This window comes from Sphingobium sp. Z007, from assembly GCF_900013425.1.
GTDB lineage: Bacteria > Pseudomonadota > Alphaproteobacteria > Sphingomonadales > Sphingomonadaceae > Sphingobium.
The window spans coordinates 955740-971220 of record NZ_FBXK01000005.1 but is presented as its reverse complement, the minus strand read 5'-3'; the positions used below and the strand labels follow the sequence as shown (position 1 = coordinate 971220).

14 protein-coding genes and 1 pseudogene are annotated in these 15481 nt (G+C 62.8%); 6 read left to right on the top strand and 9 right to left on the bottom strand.

All coding sequences use genetic code 11. The features are described from left to right. The first annotated feature begins 5 nt into the window (after window positions 1–5). Window positions 6–1072 (top strand): annotated as a pseudogene (locus CEQ44_RS12665) (NAD(P)H-dependent flavin oxidoreductase). A 27-nt stretch (window positions 1073–1099) separates the two neighbouring features. Here the strand turns inward: CEQ44_RS12665 and CEQ44_RS12660 are convergent. Together CEQ44_RS12660 and CEQ44_RS12655 are read right to left on the bottom strand one after the other, a co-directional pair. Then, window positions 1100–1756, bottom strand: a complete 657-nt coding sequence (locus tag CEQ44_RS12660) for a histidine phosphotransferase family protein (protein ID WP_088185661.1) — start codon at window positions 1754–1756, stop codon at window positions 1100–1102. Window positions 1757–1853: 97 nt separating this feature from the next. Next, window positions 1854–2255, bottom strand: coding sequence for a M67 family metallopeptidase (locus CEQ44_RS12655; protein WP_088185662.1), 402 nt, complete (start codon window positions 2253–2255; stop codon window positions 1854–1856). A 17-nt stretch (window positions 2256–2272) separates the two neighbouring features. Between CEQ44_RS12655 and CEQ44_RS12650 the strand changes: the two genes are divergently transcribed. Together CEQ44_RS12650 and rpoH are read left to right on the top strand one after the other, a co-directional pair. Beyond that, on the top strand, window positions 2273–3226 hold the full coding sequence (locus tag CEQ44_RS12650; protein WP_088185663.1) for an RluA family pseudouridine synthase: 954 nt from the start codon (window positions 2273–2275) through the stop codon (window positions 3224–3226). A 76-nt stretch (window positions 3227–3302) separates the two neighbouring features. After that, window positions 3303–4214, top strand: coding sequence for an RNA polymerase sigma factor RpoH (gene rpoH, locus CEQ44_RS12645; RefSeq protein WP_088185664.1), 912 nt, complete (start codon window positions 3303–3305; stop codon window positions 4212–4214). 82 nt (window positions 4215–4296) lie between these two features. Here rpoH and CEQ44_RS12640 read toward each other — a convergent pair whose 3' ends face one another. Together CEQ44_RS12640 and CEQ44_RS12635 are read right to left on the bottom strand one after the other, a co-directional pair. Further along, window positions 4297–4779 carry a GNAT family N-acetyltransferase gene (locus tag CEQ44_RS12640; RefSeq protein WP_088185665.1) on the bottom strand — a complete coding sequence of 161 codons (483 nt, stop codon included), beginning with the start codon at window positions 4777–4779 and terminating at the stop codon, window positions 4297–4299. Further along, window positions 4776–5339 carry a TetR/AcrR family transcriptional regulator gene (locus CEQ44_RS12635; RefSeq protein ID WP_088185666.1) on the bottom strand — a complete coding sequence of 188 codons (564 nt, stop codon included), beginning with the start codon at window positions 5337–5339 and terminating at the stop codon, window positions 4776–4778. Before CEQ44_RS12635 ends, CEQ44_RS12640 begins: the two co-directional genes overlap by 4 nt. Window positions 5340–5426: 87 nt before the next feature. Here CEQ44_RS12635 and CEQ44_RS12630 point away from each other — a divergent pair, with 87 nt between their 5' ends. Continuing rightward, window positions 5427–6701, top strand: a complete 1275-nt coding sequence (locus CEQ44_RS12630; RefSeq protein WP_088201816.1) for an MFS transporter — start codon at window positions 5427–5429, stop codon at window positions 6699–6701. A gap of 207 nt (window positions 6702–6908) precedes the next feature. Here CEQ44_RS12630 and istB read toward each other — a convergent pair whose 3' ends face one another. Together istB and istA are read right to left on the bottom strand one after the other, a co-directional pair. Then, on the bottom strand, window positions 6909–7718 hold the full coding sequence (gene istB / locus CEQ44_RS12625; protein ID WP_020818758.1) for an IS21-like element helper ATPase IstB: 810 nt from the start codon (window positions 7716–7718) through the stop codon (window positions 6909–6911). Further along, complete coding sequence (gene istA / locus CEQ44_RS12620; RefSeq protein WP_167331044.1) at window positions 7718–9181, bottom strand: IS21 family transposase; 1464 nt, start codon at window positions 9179–9181, stop codon at window positions 7718–7720. Before istA ends, istB begins: the two co-directional genes overlap by 1 nt. Between istA and CEQ44_RS24430 the strand changes: the two genes are divergently transcribed. Continuing rightward, window positions 9173–9514: a hypothetical protein gene (locus tag CEQ44_RS24430; protein WP_179212570.1), complete on the top strand. Its 342-nt coding sequence runs from the start codon at window positions 9173–9175 to the stop codon at window positions 9512–9514. The genes istA and CEQ44_RS24430 overlap by 9 nt on opposite strands. Window positions 9515–9546: 32 nt before the next feature. Then, window positions 9547–10242, top strand: a complete 696-nt coding sequence (gene mtgA / locus CEQ44_RS12610) for a monofunctional biosynthetic peptidoglycan transglycosylase (protein ID WP_088182702.1) — start codon at window positions 9547–9549, stop codon at window positions 10240–10242. Window positions 10243–10438: 196 nt separating this feature from the next. Here mtgA and CEQ44_RS12605 read toward each other — a convergent pair whose 3' ends face one another. The 3 genes from CEQ44_RS12605 to clpP all read right to left on the bottom strand — a co-directional run bounded on the left by CEQ44_RS12605 (window position 10439) and on the right by clpP (window position 15436). Continuing rightward, window positions 10439–13024 (bottom strand): TonB-dependent receptor, encoded by a 2586-nt coding sequence (locus CEQ44_RS12605; protein WP_088182703.1) that lies wholly within the window; start codon window positions 13022–13024, stop codon window positions 10439–10441. Window positions 13025–13392: 368 nt separating this feature from the next. Next, a complete protein-coding gene (clpX, locus tag CEQ44_RS12600) occupies window positions 13393–14661 on the bottom strand; it encodes an ATP-dependent Clp protease ATP-binding subunit ClpX (protein ID WP_088182704.1) in 1269 nt (422 codons plus the stop codon). A 139-nt stretch (window positions 14662–14800) separates the two neighbouring features. Then, entirely contained in the window at window positions 14801–15436 is a 636-nt protein-coding gene (gene clpP / locus CEQ44_RS12595; RefSeq protein ID WP_088182705.1) for an ATP-dependent Clp endopeptidase proteolytic subunit ClpP, read from the bottom strand. Between the last annotated feature and the right edge of the window lie 45 nt (window positions 15437–15481).

The window sequence follows — 15481 nt, the reverse complement described above, 5'->3', positions numbered from 1 at the left end:
CGGGCATGAACCCAATCCACATGCTGGGCCTGGCCCATCCGATCATCCAGGCGCCAATGGCTGGGGTATCGACACCAGAGATGGCCGCAGCCGTCAGCAACGCCGGTGCGCTCGGATCGATCGCGGTCGGCGCCGTCGATGCCCTGGCCGCGCGCACCATGATCGAAGCAGTGCGCCAGCGGACGGAGCGCCCGTTCAACGTCAACCTCTTCGTCCACGCGCCTGCTAAACCCCAACCGGCGGTTGAACGAGACTGGATCGAAGCGCTTGCGCCGCTGTTCGCCGACTATGGCGCGCAGCCGCCGCCGTCGCTCCGGAAAATCTACCGCAGCTTTGTGGAGGACGATGCGATGCTGGACATGCTGGTCGATGCGCGGCCGGCCGTCGTGAGCTTCCATTTTGGATTACCCGACGGCCGAAAGATCGATCGGTTGAAAGCGGCGGGTTGCCTCCTGCTCGCCAACGCCACCATCTGGATGAAGCATGGGCAGCCAAGGCGGCGGGCATCGATGCCGTGGTGGCGCAGGGTTTTGAGGCTGGTGGCCATCGCGGGATGTTCGATCCTGATGCGCCCGACGATGGCCTGGGGACCGTGGCGCTGACCCGCCTGTTGGTCGAACGCGCGGGCCTGCCTGTCATCACGGCTGGCGGCATCATGGACGGCCGGGGCGTGCGGGCGGCGATCGACCTGGGGGCTGTGACGGCGCAATTGGGGACGGCCTTCATCGCCTGCCCGGAAAGCAGCGCCGACGCGGCCTATCGCGCGGCTCTGTTCAGCCCGGCGGCGGCGCATACGGTCATGACCCGCGTCGTGTCAGGGCGGCCCGCCCGCTGCCTCGCCAATCGGTTCACCGCCTGGGGTCTGCAAAGCGACCGGCAGCCGCCTGATTATCCGATCGCCTATGATGCAGGCAAGGCGCTCAACCAGGCTGCGACGGCGGCCGGTGAAGGCGGCTATGGCGCGCAATGGGCCGGTCAGGGTGCGCCGCTCGCCCGTGCATTGCCCGCCGCCGATCTGGTGGCGCTATTGGTCGCGGAAATGCGGGAAGCCCGGTATGCGGGCCTTTCCTGAGACAGCGAGCGAGACAGTTGTATGCGATTATCGCGTGCGATCAGGGATCGACGCGCCAAACAATATGATCGGCTCGCCCGGCGGTGACAGGGCGATCTCGCCACCTGATTCCGCCACCATCTGCCGCACCATCCAGGCGGCGGCCGTGCGGGAGGCCAGCCCCTCGATCGGCAGGGTGCCAGCCAGCGCGGCGCGCAGATCAGGATCGAGCACGACCTTGGGGCCTTCGCCGCGCACCACGATCTCCGTCAGGCCTGGCCGCTTTTCCGCGCCTATGTCCAACTGTCCGCCCCGCACCAGCGCATCGCCGGCGATCAACGCCAGATTGAGCAAAATCTTGGCGGCCAGCTTGTCGAGCATCTGTTCCTCAACCAGCCAGCCCACCTTGACCCGGCCGGTGCTCGCAAACATCCCCTCGATCGCCACCTTCGCCTCATGGGGCGGGACGGCATCGCCAAAGCCGCCGGCGGAGCCGAAGGCGAGGCGGAAGAATTTAAGCTTGTTGGCTGAAGTGCGGGCGCTGTCACCCAGCAGGTCCAGGCAGCGCTGGCGCATTTCCGGGTCGGTTTCGTCCGCCATCAGTTCCAGCCCGTTGTTGAGCGCGCCGACCGGGCTCAGCAGGTCATGGCACAGGCGCGAGCAAAGCAGGCTGGCAAATTCGATGCTGTCGGTCGGGTTGGTCATGCGAGGTCTGGATCACCGGATTATGAAGGAAATGAATGGGTCTTTGGCTAATGCGCCGCACCGCGTGCCGATGCAAGCCCGGCTTGCCGCCTTTTGCTCACTCACTGTCGAGATGGATTTTGGTGAAATGCACGTTAACGCCCGTCCCCGGCCCTGCCCGCCATAAAGCCGCTTCCCCTGCCCCAACGATCAACCATAAATTTCCATCGGGCGCCGCGCAGGCCGCATCGGTCGCGGATGGCGCGGTGATGCCTGACGGATGCGAGTGATAATGGCCGATAATCCTTGGCCCGCCCGATCGCGCCGCTCGATGCGCGGCGATCAGCACCGCCGGGTCCAATTCGAAATGGCGGGCGGGGTCGACAGCAACATTGGCGGCGGGCGCGATCGCCTCGATCCGGTCGTCCGAACCCAGTAACAGCCCGCACACCTCACGACCATCGGCAGCCGCCAGGGTCATGATCTGTTCCAACAGAATCCTTGAAATTTCGACCCGCATTCCTACATCTCTAGCCAATGGGTCCGGGGGTTTCCATCATAGAAGCATCGATTGGCGAAGCGCAGCATGGCTGGCGCCTTGATCGTGCGCTCGCGGACATCTTGCCCGACCTGTCGCGCGAGCGGCTGAAGGGGCTGATCGGCGAGGGACAGGTGCAGTCCGCCGACACCGGCAAAATCAGCGTATCGATGAAGGTCGCGGCCGGGCAGATGTTCACCATCACCCTGCCCCCGCCATTGCCACTGGATACGGTGGCGCAGGATATTCCGCTGACCATCGTTCATGAAGACGCCGACCTGATCGTGATAGACAAACCCGCGGGGCTGGTCGTGCATCCTGCCGCCGGCAATCTGGACGGCACGCTGGTCAACGCGCTGTTGCATCACTGCGAAGGGCGCCTGTCCGGTATCGGCGGGGTTGCCCGGCCCGGCATCGTCCATCGCATCGACAAGGACACGTCCGGCCTGCTGGTTGTCGCCAAATCCGACAAGGCGCATGAGGGGCTGGCCCGTCAGTTCAAGGATCATAGCATCGACCGGCTCTATGCCGCTATCGTCTATGGCGTGCCCAATCCAGCGGCCGGGACGGTCGACACCTGGATCGGCCGATCCGACGCTGATCGAAAGAAGATGGCGGTTCATCGGGAAGGACGCGGCAAGCACGCTGTTACCCATTATCGCACGACACAGAGGCTGCGCGACGCTGCGCTGGTCGAATGCAAGCTGGAAACCGGCCGCACACACCAGGTTCGCGTCCATATGCACCATATCGGACACCCCTTGATCGGTGATCCGGTTTACGGTAGAGAAAGAAAAGGTTTCAAATCAATACTGGAAACACTGGGTTTCGAAAGGCAGGCATTGCACGCCAAAAGCCTGGGGTTCATACATCCGGTAACGAATGAGCAGCTCATGTTCCAAAGTGCACTGCCCACCGACATGCAGGAACTGTTAAGCCAGCTCCACGTATAGTGTTCAACAAGTTTGCGACGGCGCCTGTGACGCCTCCTCTGGGTCCCGCCGCGCAATGAAAGGGAAAGGTGACGACATGGCCAAGAGCAATGTCCCCGCGGTGCCAGCGCTGGGCGGTGAAGCCAGCCTCAACCGCTATCTGTCGGAAATCCGCAAGTTTCCGCTGTTGACGCCCGAGCAGGAATATATGCTCGCCAAGCGGTATGAGGAACATCAGGACCCCGAAGCCGCAGCGCAGTTGGTGACGTCGCATCTGCGCCTGGTGGCGAAGATAGCGATGGGCTATCGCGGCTATGGCCTGCCGGTCAGCGAGCTGATTTCGGAAGGCAATATCGGCCTGATGCAGGGCGTGAAGAAGTTCGAGGCGGATCGCGGGTTCCGGCTGGCGACTTATGCCATGTGGTGGATACGGGCCTCCATTCAGGAATTCATCCTGCGCAGTTGGTCGCTAGTCAAGATGGGCACCACCGCGTCGCAGAAGAAGCTGTTCTTCAACCTGCGCCGCATGAAGAATAATATCGAAGCGTTTGAGGATGGCGACCTTCGTCCCGAAGACGTGACCAAGATCGCAACCGACCTGGGCGTCAGTGAACAGGATGTCGTGTCCATGAACCGTCGCATGGCGATGGGCGGCGATACGTCGCTGAACGTGCCCATGCGCGAGGATGGTGACGGTCAGTGGCAGGACTGGTTGCAGGACAATGATCCGTTGCAGGACGAGCGCGTCGCGGAAGAGCAGGAGCGTAACCAGCGGCATGAGATGCTGGTGGAGGCGATGACCGACCTGAACGACCGCGAGAAGCATATCCTGGCCGAACGCCGCCTGGCCGAAGAGCCCAAGACGCTGGAAGAGCTTTCGCAGGTCTATGGCGTGTCGCGTGAGCGCGTCCGCCAGATCGAGGTCCGCGCGTTCGAAAAGCTGCAAAAGGCGATGATGCGGATCGCCGGCGACAAGCTTGGCAAGATGGCGCGCTTCGCCCTGGCGTGATCCGGCTACCGAGCGGAACGAAGAGGCCCCGGAGCGATCCGGGGCTTTTTTGTTATTCAAGCTGGCCGGCGGTACGGCGCATCTATTGCGAGACCGGCCGTTCCATGGCTAGGCTGTCCTTGCCATAGCCCACTCCGTTGTTCGCCACCGGCAGGAAGCCCTGTTTCCGCCAAAAAGCATCCGCGCCGTTGACCGCGATCAGCGTGATACGGGCGAAGCCCGCGCTATCCGTATGATCGACGACCAATTGCACCGCGTCCGCCGCCGCGCCGGTGCCGCGCGCCTGTGGCAGGAGCGCCAGGTCATGGAGATAATAGCGATCCGCCGTCGCAGGTATGGCGAGGATGGGGGCGTTGAGCGCTGGCGGCTGGTCGCCCTGCCAGGGATGGCTGATGAGATAGCCCAGCGCTGCCCCGACGCGCTCCAGCATCCAGCATCCGGCCGGGTAGAGTTGCAGGCGTTCGGCGTAGATATCGGCACGCTCAGTGTAGGCGCCGTGCACCGCGTCGGAGATCGCCGCAACCGCCGGGATGTCAGCGCCTCGCATCGGTCGCCAGAGGCTCATGCCGGCACGCCAAGCGCGTGACGCGTCGCTGCCAATATCTCGTCCGACAGGGCAGGATCGTGCACGCCGCGCGCCAGCACCATGGCCCCGACCATCTGCGCCATCCGCGCCAGGGCTTCCTGTCGGCTTATATCGGGTCCGGCCTGTTCGAGGATGGTGGCGAGTTCCTCGAACCCACGGCGGAAGGCGTCCGCCAGTTCGCCGCCGCGCCGGGCTGCATCCGCTCCAAGGGCGATGAGCGCGCAGCCCGTCTCCGGCGCGTCGCGATTGCGAGGGTTCAGATAGTTGGCCGCGATCGCCGCAGGCGCGTCGCCATGTGCTGCCGCCTCCGCCACGGCCCGCCAGCGGACGGCGCTGGTTGCCAGAGAGGCCGCACAGGCTTCAGCCGCCAACGCTTCCTTCGATTCGAACTGATTGTAGAAGCCGCCATGGGTGAGGCCGCATTCCCGCATCACTTCCCCAATGCCGACGCCATCGACGCCACGGGCGCGAAACAGGCGCGAGGCCGCGTCGATCACCTTTTCCCGATTGCGCGCGGCCTGATCGCGGCTGACCTTCATATCCTGCGCCCTTCAATTGGCCTCTTGACCTTATATATGATGACAATCATTTAACGCCAGTCCGATCGCGATACGAAGGGGAAGTTAATGCTGTCGACCCTGTTGGCCCGCCGCCTCTTCGCGCGGAACATCCATTATGGCTGGGCGGTCGCGGGCACGACCTTCCTGACCATGTTGGTGATCGCCGGCGCGGTCGGTGCGCCGGGCGTTCTGATCGTGCCGTTGCAAAAGGAGTTCGGCTGGAGCGCAGCGGACATCAGCGGCGCGCTGGCGATCCGCTTCCTGCTGTTCGGCGGGATGGGACCGTTCGCCGCCGCCTTCATTAACCGGTTCGGCGTTCGGCGGATGATGTTGATTTCGCTGTCCATCGTCATCGGCGGGATGCTGTTGTCGCTGGGCATGACGGAATTGTGGCAACTGGTGCTGCTGTGGGGCGTGGTCATTGGCATCGGCACGGGTCTGACCGCGATGGTGCTGGGCGCTACGGTCGCGACGCGCTGGTTTGGGCAGCGGCGCGGCCTTGTCATGGGGCTGTTGTCGGCCAGCACAGCGACCGGGCAACTTGCCTTCCTGCCGCTGCTCGCGGGCCTGACCGACAGTCATGGCTGGCGCGCGGCCCTGTTGCTGGTGTGCGGCGCGATCGTCGTGGCGGCGGTGGTCGTGCTGCTGCTGATGCGCGACCGGCCCGCCGACCTGGGGCTGGCGCCCTATGGCGAAACCCATATCCAGCCTGCTGCGCCGCAGCCCGCCGGCTTCGGCGCGCTGCTCATGACGCCGATGGTCGTGCTGCGGGATGCGGCCAAGGTGCCGACCTTCTGGATACTCTTCTTGTCCTTCTATATTTGCGGGGCGAGCACCAATGGGCTGGTGCAAACCCATTTCATCGCGCTGTGCGGCGATTATGGACTGGCGGCGGTCGGCGCGGCATCGATGTTGGCGATGATGGGGTTGTTCGATTTCGGCGGCACGCTGGCATCGGGCTGGCTGTCCGACCGGTTCGATAACCGCTGGCTGCTCTTCTGGTATTATGGGCTGCGCGGGCTGTCGCTGCTCTACCTGCCGTTCAGCGACTTTTCGCTCTACAGCCTGTCGATCTTCGCGATCTTCTATGGCCTGGACTGGGTGGCGACCGTGCCGCCGACGGTGAAGCTGACGGCGCAGCGCTTCGGGGCGGAGCGGGCGAATATCGTCTTCGGTTGGATATTCGCCGGGCACCAACTGGGTGCGGCCAGCGCGGCGCTGGGCGGCGGCTTGGTGCGGACCGTGTGGCAAAGTTATATGCCCGCCTTCATTGGTGCAGGCCTATTGTGTGTAGCGCGACGATTACGGAGTCCGGTCGGCGTCAATTTTGATGGCCGATAGGTGGCCGCGCCGGTTGGTGAATTCTGGCTACCATTTGCTGTTGCGAGGAGCAACCGTCGAGCGACAATTACGACGCTGGGTAATTGTCGCTGGCGCTGGCCGGAAGCGAGGGTTTGAAGCGCATGGGATGGTTGGCATGTAATTGCCGCTGGCGACAATTACCCGTTGCCTCAGCAAGGGTGCTCCCGAGCGCGAAGCCAGCGACAATTATGATGGCCGGTCCGGGGCGCCATTGGGCGGGTCGTAATCGCCGGCGTTGATGCGGGCGACGGCGGAACGCTTGCGGTAGCTTTCGCCGTTCATCTCGATGATGGTCGAGTGGTGCACGAGGCGGTCGATCGCGGCGACAGCCATGGCGGGATCAGGGAAGACGTTGTCCCATGCCGAAAATGGCTGGTTGGCGGTAATGGCGAGCGAGTGGCGTTCGTAGCGGTGGGCGATGAGCTCGAACAAGGCGCTGGTTTCGACCTGGTCCTTGCGGACGTAGGACAGATCGTCGAGCACGATGAGATCGAACTTGTCGAGCTTGTCGAGCATGGCGGGCAAGCTGAGGTCGCGGCGCGCGGACTGGAGCTTCTGGACCATGTCGGTGGTGGAGCAGAACAGGACGCGCCGCCCCGTGTCGATGAGGGCATGGCCAATGGCGGCAACTGCGTGCGTCTTGCCGGTCCCGCTCTGGCCGAACAGCAGCAGGTTGCCGCCGTTCTCGATCCAGTCGTCACCGGCGGCGAGGGACAAGAGGTGCGGTTTGCGGATGCCGGGGGCGGCGTCGAAATCGAAGGTGGCGAAGGTCTTGCCTGCGGGCAAGCCGGACTGGTCGCGATGGCGCTGGATGCGCCGGGAGGAGCGATCAGCCATCTCGATCTCGAGAAGCGAGGCCAGCAGGTTGGCGGCCGGCCAGCCATCGCGATCGGCGGTGTCGGTGAGGTGCTTCCAGTTGCGGTTGATGCTCGGCAGGCGCAAGGCCTTCAGCAGGGTAGGCAGTACGGCGGCGGCCTGATCCTTGGTGCGGGTCATCAGTGCACCTCCCCGCTGGCGATCAGGCTGTTGTAGCTGTGCAGATCGGGTGGCGGGATAGCGACATCGCGCTGCGATCTTGCGGTTGGCAGGAACTCGTCCCTGAGCGCATCGACATCGGGCAAGCGCCCGCTGTCGAGAGCCTCATCGATCCGCCGGGCCAGCACGTCGACACAGTCGCCCCTGGCGGCGATATCGAGCAGCGCGACGGCATCGCGGCAGGCCTGCCGTCCATCGAGTTGGGCATCGAAGGCTTGCCAGGCCCGCCGGTAGGCGTGATCGGGGAAGAGGGCTTCGCGGTAGACGAGGTTGCGCAGTGCACCGGGCTTGCGGCGCAGGTTACCGATCATGTGCCGGAAATCGATGCTATGCCCCCGGTGGGGATGACTGATCCGCACACGCGGCGTGGACATTACCCTGTCCGGACCGAGGAAGAGCTCGATGCGATCGTCAAAGAGATGCGCGTTGAGGCGCCGTCCGACGAGGCGGGAAGGCACCGAATAGGTAACCCGATCGATGGCGACGGTGCCGTTGCGGGTGACATCGACGGTGACCATGGCGAAATCGGTGGTTCGCCTTGCGGGCAGCGCCTTGAGTACCCTGCGTTCTGCATCGATGCGCGCAGCATGTCGCCGGTTCTGTCTGGCGACCTGCGCCTCAACGAACTCGCGCCAGGCCTCGATGCTGACGAAATCGCGGCTGCCCCGCCGGCGTAAGGCCTGATCGAGCCGTCGCTTGAGATGGGCATGGGGACCTTCGATCGATCCGTTCTCGTGCGCCTCGCCGCGGTTGTTGCGGGTAGCAAGCATGCCGTAATGACGACACAGCTCGTCATAGCTTCGGGTGAAATCCCGCTGCGCATCGGCGTTGAGGTTTTTGTAGGCGGCTGACAGGGAATCGCTGCGGTGTTCGGCCGGCGCACCGCCCAGCTTCCACAACGCATCCTGCAGGTGCTCCGAAAGGGCGGCAAAGCTCTCCCCGCCCAGCACGACAGCCGCATGCTCCCAGCCACTCGCCGCCAAGCGGAAGTGGTAGAGGCGATAGGCCAGGGTCTCGCCGGCAACAGTGACCTTGAGACTGTCGCATACCGTGAAATCCGACAGGCCCTGCCGACCGGGCTCATGATGCTGCGGGAAGAAGATCTCCTTCTCGCCGCCGTGCAGTGCCCGCCAGCGGGCGATCCGGCGTTCCAGTGTTCGTCGTATCGCATCGGGAACAGCATCCTCGCCGAACTCGTCCTGGAGCGTCTCGAAGACCGTGACGGCAATGATACCGTCGATCTGGAGCAACTCCTCTATACGTGGCCAGAATGGCTCGAGCGGATCGGCGCGGGTGCGCCAGTGGCGCTCCTTCTTCTTCTGGGACGGAAGCTGCGGATCGTTCTCGATCCGGCGTGCGCTGCGTTCGCTGATACCGGCCTTGGCAGCCGCGACGGCCTGGGTGTGTTGGCGACGATGGGTCATGAAGAGAAATACCTGCTGATCGGAAATGTGGTGGCCCGGCATCGCAAACCCATCGCTCGTTGTTCGATGAGTGTTCCGATACCACCGCCCGCCACAGCCCCGATCTGCCCCCCGAAAGAAGGGGAAAAAGATCGCCACCGGTTGTCTGGTCCGCTCTCCGGTCGGGGCTGCGCCCCTCCCTACGATCAGACCAGACAACCGATCCTACCGGCCATCATAGTCGCCGCTCAACCGGCCATCGTAGTTGTCGCCGCGCAATTGTGCCTGATCGGCGCGGGGATGGTGCTGCTCATCAATCGCGACCAAAGGCGGGAGACGTTCGCGGCTGCTTGAACCGGGGAAGCGGACCGCGCTACGACAGGGGTATGACCGCACCAACCCAATCCCACCGCCGCCGTTCCCGCTGGATCATGATCCCGATCAAGCTATTGGTCAGCTTCATCGCCCTGTCGCTGCTGATGGTGGCGATCTATCGCTTCGTGCCGCCGCCGGTGACGCTGACGATGCTGTTCGATCCCAATGGCATCACCAAGGACTGGACGTCGCTGGACGATATCGACCCGGACATGGCGCGGGCGGCGATTGCGGGGGAAGACGGGAAATTCTGTAGCCATCATGGCTTCGACGTCGATGCCATCGCCAAGGCGGCGATCCATAATGCCAGCGGCGGGCGCATTCGCGGCGGATCGACCATCAGCCAGCAGACGGCCAAGAATGTCTTTCTGTGGCAGGGCGGCGGCTTCGTGCGCAAGGGGCTGGAAGCCTGGTTCACCGTGCTGATCGAGGCGATGTGGGGCAAGCGGCGGATCATGGAAGTCTATCTGAACGTCGCAGAGACGGGCATCGGCACCTATGGGGTACAGGCCGGCGCAATCCGCTATTTTCACCATGGCGCGGGCAAGCTGAGCAAGGCGGAAGCGGGGCGCATCGCCGCCGTGCTGCCGCTGCCCAAGAAACGCGCGGCGGTGGCGCCCAGTGGCTTTACGCGGCGCTATGGCAACACGATCGCGGCGCGGATCGGCGTGGTGCAGCGGGATGGGTTGGACAGTTGCCTGCGGTAAGGCCGACCGCTTAACTTCGCACATTTCCCGCCGGTTTCGATATAAAGTTGCGTCGGACCGATCCTATTGAAAAGCGCGGTGGGCGGCCACATGCCCTCTATAGATGGATATAGGCGAGTAGGACAGCCCAACCATAGGCATGGAAAAAGGGCGGGGATTGCTCCCCGCCCTTTCCTTTTACTGGTGTCGTTGCAGCTTAGAAGCCAACGATCAGCGAAGCGCTGATCGCGCGCGGCGAACCGAAGTTCACGAAGGCCGACGAGCTGCTGGCCAGCGTGTCCAGACCGCCGCTGAACGAGCCGACATAGAATTTGTCGAACAGGTTGCTGACGTTCAGCTGGATCGCACCCTTTTCCATGCCGAGGCTGGCGAGCGAGTAGCGGATGTCGAGATCGACCACGGTGTAGGCGGCGAACTTGGCCCCCGGAGCGATGATCTTCGTCACGCCAGTGCTGGTGGTCGCAGGGCCGACCTCTCCGTTGATGTCGTTCATATAGCGCGAGCTGGTGCGCTTTGCCTGAACGCCCATGGTAAAGTCGCCAAGATTGCCCTGCAGACGGCCACCGAACAGATATTTCGGCGCGCTGCGTTCCCGCTTACCAGCGGTGCGCAGGTAAGCGACGCCGTTCTGGACGTAGCAAAGATCAGCCAGTTCGAGGTCGCTATCAAGCACGCAGCTGCCGGTTACGGCGTCGTTCTGGATTTCCGACTTGATATAGGAACCGAACAGGTAAGCGGTGATTTCCTTGATCGGGCTGTAGGAAATGCTGCTGTCGATGCCGTACTTCTTCACCGGACCCAGGTTGGTGTCGGTGCCGTTGCCGTCGATGTCATAGGCGGTGACGAGGCGGTTCTTATACTTGGAGTACCAACCGGTGATCGCTGCCTGCACCTTCGACGAGTTGTAGCGGATGCTGGCGTCGAAGCTGTCCGAGGTTTCGGCAACGCGGTAGGCGGCGTCGCTGCCATCTGGGAAGTAGAAGGCGTTATAGAGCGCGTCGGTGCTGGGCACCGAGATATTCTTCGCATAGCTGCCCGCGATGCTAATGTTTGGCGTGATCTTGAAGGTCGCGCCGACATTGGGCAGGAACTTGTCATACTTCAACTTACGTTCCTGCGGCAGGGCAGAACCGGTCGGCCGACCCGTGGTCGCCTCATTGGAGTTGTAAGGACGGGTTGCAAGATAGGCCGCCTGCTGGCTTTCCGGCACGCAGTCGACGAAGCCGCCCGCGCTGGTGGTGAAGCAGTTCTGGTCCAGTTCACGCTTGAAGAAGGGCAGACGGCCACCGATCAGGACGGTCAGGCTGTCTTCGAAGAACTGGCCGCGATATTCGCCCGCGATCTGGTTCAGTTCGGCGATCGACTTGCGATCACGCTTCTGCAGGGCATTGCCGGCAGCATCGGTGATCGGATCGTTGATCGGGAACACGTCGAACGGCTCGGCGCCCTGATCCAGGAAGCCGGCATAGCCGGTCTGGCGGTGACGGGCGCGGTCATAGCTGTACGACAGGCGAACGCGATGGGCGTCGCTGATTTCATAGGCGAGGTTGGCGATGCCGACCCAGCGACGGGTATTGGTCTGGCTCGGCTGGAGGACCAGCACGCGATCAAGCGTGTCGCCGTCACCGTTGAGGTCGCGGCCGAAGTAGAAGGTGCCGCCATAGTTGCCGGTGAACGAACCGCCGGTGGTGAAGTTCTGCTCGCGCGCAACGGTGGTCCCGCCGCCATTGGCCTTGACCCACTGATAGGCGCCATCGACCGAGAAGGTCAGGCGTTCCGTCAGCGTGAACTTCGAGTTCAGACGCACGTTGCCGGTGTTGGACGGGTTGTAGCGGCGTTCAAAGTCGGTGCCGCAATAGTTGGAGGACGGTTCGACGTCCGCCACGCCCCTCGTAGGCGTGATACGGTTGCACGGCGAGCCGCCGGCGATGTTGTAGAAGCGGCCCGACTTGTCGCCAGTGATGGCGTTGGCGCGCAGCGGCGAACCGCCGAAATTATTGCGGTTCTGGTTATAGTGGCCCGACAGCGCGATGAAATCGCCATTATCGCCCAGGTCCTGCCAGATCTTGGCGTTATACTGCTGCTTATAGACCTTGCCATAATTGGCGAAGGCCGCGTCGTTCTTGAGGCGCGAGGCCGAGAACCAGGCCTTGGTGCCATGGCCGGTCAGGTCGCCGGTGTTGACGACGCCGAACATGCGGAAATAGGGGCGATCGCCCGCGCCGTCCGCCAGAATGTTGCCGTAGCTGGCGCTGGCCAGGACGCCATATTCGTCGCTCGGTTCCATCGTCTGGATGTTGACGGTGCCGCCGACCGCCGCTGCGGTGGGGCTGTCGACGTCGGTCGAACCCAGGTTGACGTTGACGTTCTGGATCAGTTCCGCATCGACCTGCTGGTTGGTGTAGATCGCGTAGTTGCCAGAGTCATTGAGCGGGATACCGTCGAAGGTCTGCGAGATACGGTCCGAGCTGAAGCCGCGAATGGTGAAGCTGCCGCCCGACGAACCCCAGGGATCGTTGTTGGTGAAGCTGACGCCCGGCACCAGATTGATGATTTCGTTGATCGTCTGGCCTGGGCGCTGCGCCTGAATGATTTCCTGACCGAGCACGACCTTCGCCTTGGGCGAGTCGGGGATCTTCACGCCGCCGACGCCCTGGTCCATGCGCGCGCCGGTGACGATGATGCTGTCTTCGAAGTCCGACGAACCGGTGGACTGCGCAAAGGCGGCGGCGGGGGCGGCGATGGCGATCATCGCGGCGCTGCCCATCAGAAATGTCTTCATGTGACCCTTGTCCCTTTTCAAGAGTGGCGCGTCGCCGCGCCCCTGCAAATAGTCTGCTCTTTCAAGCCGGCGCCGCTCTTGGCGGCTGCTGACGACGGCCCTGTGATGCGTCGATTGCATTTATGTTACAATGCACCCGCAGGACTGTCACAATCCTCCCCCGCCCCTCCCGCCTGCGCTTGGGAACACCCGCCGTGTGACGGTAAATCACTGAATTTTAGTGACAAAACCTCGCTGTCGCGCAGCAGTTTGACGGTGGTGCAATTTTGCAACGCAGCGAGAATTTTTGTGCAGTGCACGCAAGCTTAACGAAAAAGGGCCGGCGATTGCGCGCCGGCCCTTAAAAACGGGTTAAATTCGAAGGTGGATCAGGCCGCGTCTTCGGCTCGTTTTTCCTTCTCGCTGAAGACGCGAATCGGCTCCTTGGTGCCCGCCACGACATCCTTGTCGACCACCACTTCGCCCACACCCTCCATCGACGGCAGATCGAACATGGTGTCGAGCAGGATGGCTTCCATGATGGAACGCAGGCCACGCGCACCGGTCTTGCGTTCGATCGCCTTCTTCGCGATCGCGACCAGAGCGTCGTCGGTGAAGCTGAGTTCCACATTCTCCATGTCGAACAGCTTGCCATATTGCTTGACCAGCGCGTTCTTGGGTTCGCCCAAAATCTTCACCAGCGCGGCGACGTCCAGATCCTCCAGCGTCGCGATGACGGGCAGACGGCCGACAAATTCGGGGATCAGGCCGAATTTGAGCAAATCTTCTGGCTCGCTGGACTTAAGCAGTTCGCCCGTCTTGCGTTCTTCGGGCGCAGCGACATAGGCGCCGAAGCCGATCGATTTGGCTTCCAGACGGTCACCGATGATCTTTTCCAGGCCCGCGAACGCGCCGCCGCAGATGAACAGGATGTTGGTCGTATCGACCTGCAGAAACTCCTGCTGCGGATGCTTGCGTCCGCCCTGGGGCGGGACGGAGGCGGTGGTGCCTTCCATCAGCTTCAAAAGCGCCTGCTGCACGCCTTCACCCGATACGTCGCGGGTGATGGAGGGGTTTTCCGCCTTGCGGCTGATCTTGTCGATTTCGTCGATATAGACGATGCCGCGCTGCGCCTTTTCGACGTTATAGTCAGATGCCTGGAGCAGCTTGAGGATGATGTTTTCTACATCCTCACCGACATAGCCCGCTTCAGTCAAGGTCGTCGCGTCAGCCATGGTGAAGGGCACGTCGAACGTCTTGGCCAGCGTCTGCGCGAGCAGGGTCTTGCCGCAGCCGGTCGGACCGACAAGCAGGATGTTCGATTTGGCCAGTTCTACCTCGCCGGGCTTGGAGCCGTGATTGAGGCGTTTGTAATGATTGTGGACCGCGACCGAGAGGACGCGCTTGGCGCGCTTCTGGCCGATCACATAGTCGTCGAGCACGTCGCAGATTTCCTGCGGAGTCGGCACGCCGCCATCCTTCCGCCCGACGAGACCGCCCTTGGTCTCCTCCCGGATGATGTCGTTGCACAATTCCACGCACTCGTCGCAGATGAACACGGTCGGCCCCGCGATCAGCTTACGCACCTCATGCTGCGATTTGCCGCAGAAGGAGCAGTAAAGCGTGCTTTTCGAATCCGAACCGGTAAGCTTAGTCATTCGCCATTCTCTCTTCCCCTCCGCCCGCGATCATCAGAACCGCGTTTGGCCGGGGATTTTCTGGTCCAAAGGCCATATTAGACCGGGGCGCGCTCGTTCCACAAGGGAAGAAAGTGGCGCGACCCGGTAAAGATAGTCTTTAAGCGTCCGCCGATTCCGGTGCGGCCGGGCGGCGATCGAACACTTCGTCCACCAAACCGAACGCTTTGGCCTCATCCGCTTCGAGGAAGGTGTCGCGATCCATCGCCTTTTCGACCGCTTCCAGGGTCTGGCCGGTATATTTGACATAGAGGTCGTTCAGGCGGCGGCGAATCCGCAGGATTTCCTTGGCCTGGATCTCGATATCCGACGCCATGCCCTGCGCGCCGCCGGACGGCTGGTGCACCATGATGCGGGCGTTGCCCAGCGCAATGCGCTTGCCCGGTTGGCCCGCGGCGAGCAGGAAGCTGCCCATCGAGGCGGCCTGGCCGATGCAGACGGTGCCGACCTGGGGCCGGATATATTGCATCGTGTCATGGATCGCCATGCCCGCCGTGACGACGCCGCCGGGCGAGTTGATATACATCCAGATGTCTTTCTTCGGATTTTCCGATTCGAGGAACAGCAACTGGGCGACGATCAGGGAGGCCATATGATCCTCGACCTGGCCGGTGACGAAGATGATCCGTTCCCGCAGAAGCCGCGAAAAAATGTCGAAGCTGCGTTCGCCGCGGTTCGACTGTTCGATGACGATGGGGACCAGCGCGGCCATGGGATCATGCATGATGTTGGTCATTATACTCTTTCAGTCAGGTGCTTTTGCCCAGCCCCTACATCGGCA

Bases quoted from the DNA above. Each gene is read 5' to 3' on its own strand.
- CEQ44_RS12660 (WP_088185661.1), bottom strand. From the start codon at position 1,756: ATGACCAACCCGACCGACAGCATCGAATTTGCCAGCCTGCTTTGCTCG.
- CEQ44_RS12655 (WP_088185662.1), bottom strand. From the start codon at position 2,255: ATGCGGGTCGAAATTTCAAGGATTCTGTTGGAACAGATCATGACCCTG.
- CEQ44_RS12650 (WP_088185663.1), top strand. From the start codon at position 2,273: ATGGGTCCGGGGGTTTCCATCATAGAAGCATCGATTGGCGAAGCGCAG.
- rpoH (WP_088185664.1), top strand. From the start codon at position 3,303: ATGGCCAAGAGCAATGTCCCCGCGGTGCCAGCGCTGGGCGGTGAAGCC.
- CEQ44_RS12640 (WP_088185665.1), bottom strand. From the start codon at position 4,779: ATGAGCCTCTGGCGACCGATGCGAGGCGCTGACATCCCGGCGGTTGCG.
- CEQ44_RS12635 (WP_088185666.1), bottom strand. From the start codon at position 5,339: ATGAAGGTCAGCCGCGATCAGGCCGCGCGCAATCGGGAAAAGGTGATC.
- CEQ44_RS12630 (WP_088201816.1), top strand. From the start codon at position 5,427: ATGCTGTCGACCCTGTTGGCCCGCCGCCTCTTCGCGCGGAACATCCAT.
- istB (WP_020818758.1), bottom strand. From the start codon at position 7,718: ATGACCCGCACCAAGGATCAGGCCGCCGCCGTACTGCCTACCCTGCTG.
- CEQ44_RS24430 (WP_179212570.1), top strand. From the start codon at position 9,173: ATGGGTCATGAAGAGAAATACCTGCTGATCGGAAATGTGGTGGCCCGG.
- istA (WP_167331044.1), bottom strand. From the start codon at position 9,181: ATGACCCATCGTCGCCAACACACCCAGGCCGTCGCGGCTGCCAAGGCC.
- mtgA (WP_088182702.1), top strand. From the start codon at position 9,547: ATGACCGCACCAACCCAATCCCACCGCCGCCGTTCCCGCTGGATCATG.
- CEQ44_RS12605 (WP_088182703.1), bottom strand. From the start codon at position 13,024: ATGAAGACATTTCTGATGGGCAGCGCCGCGATGATCGCCATCGCCGCC.
- clpX (WP_088182704.1), bottom strand. From the start codon at position 14,661: ATGACTAAGCTTACCGGTTCGGATTCGAAAAGCACGCTTTACTGCTCC.
- clpP (WP_088182705.1), bottom strand. From the start codon at position 15,436: ATGACCAACATCATGCATGATCCCATGGCCGCGCTGGTCCCCATCGTC.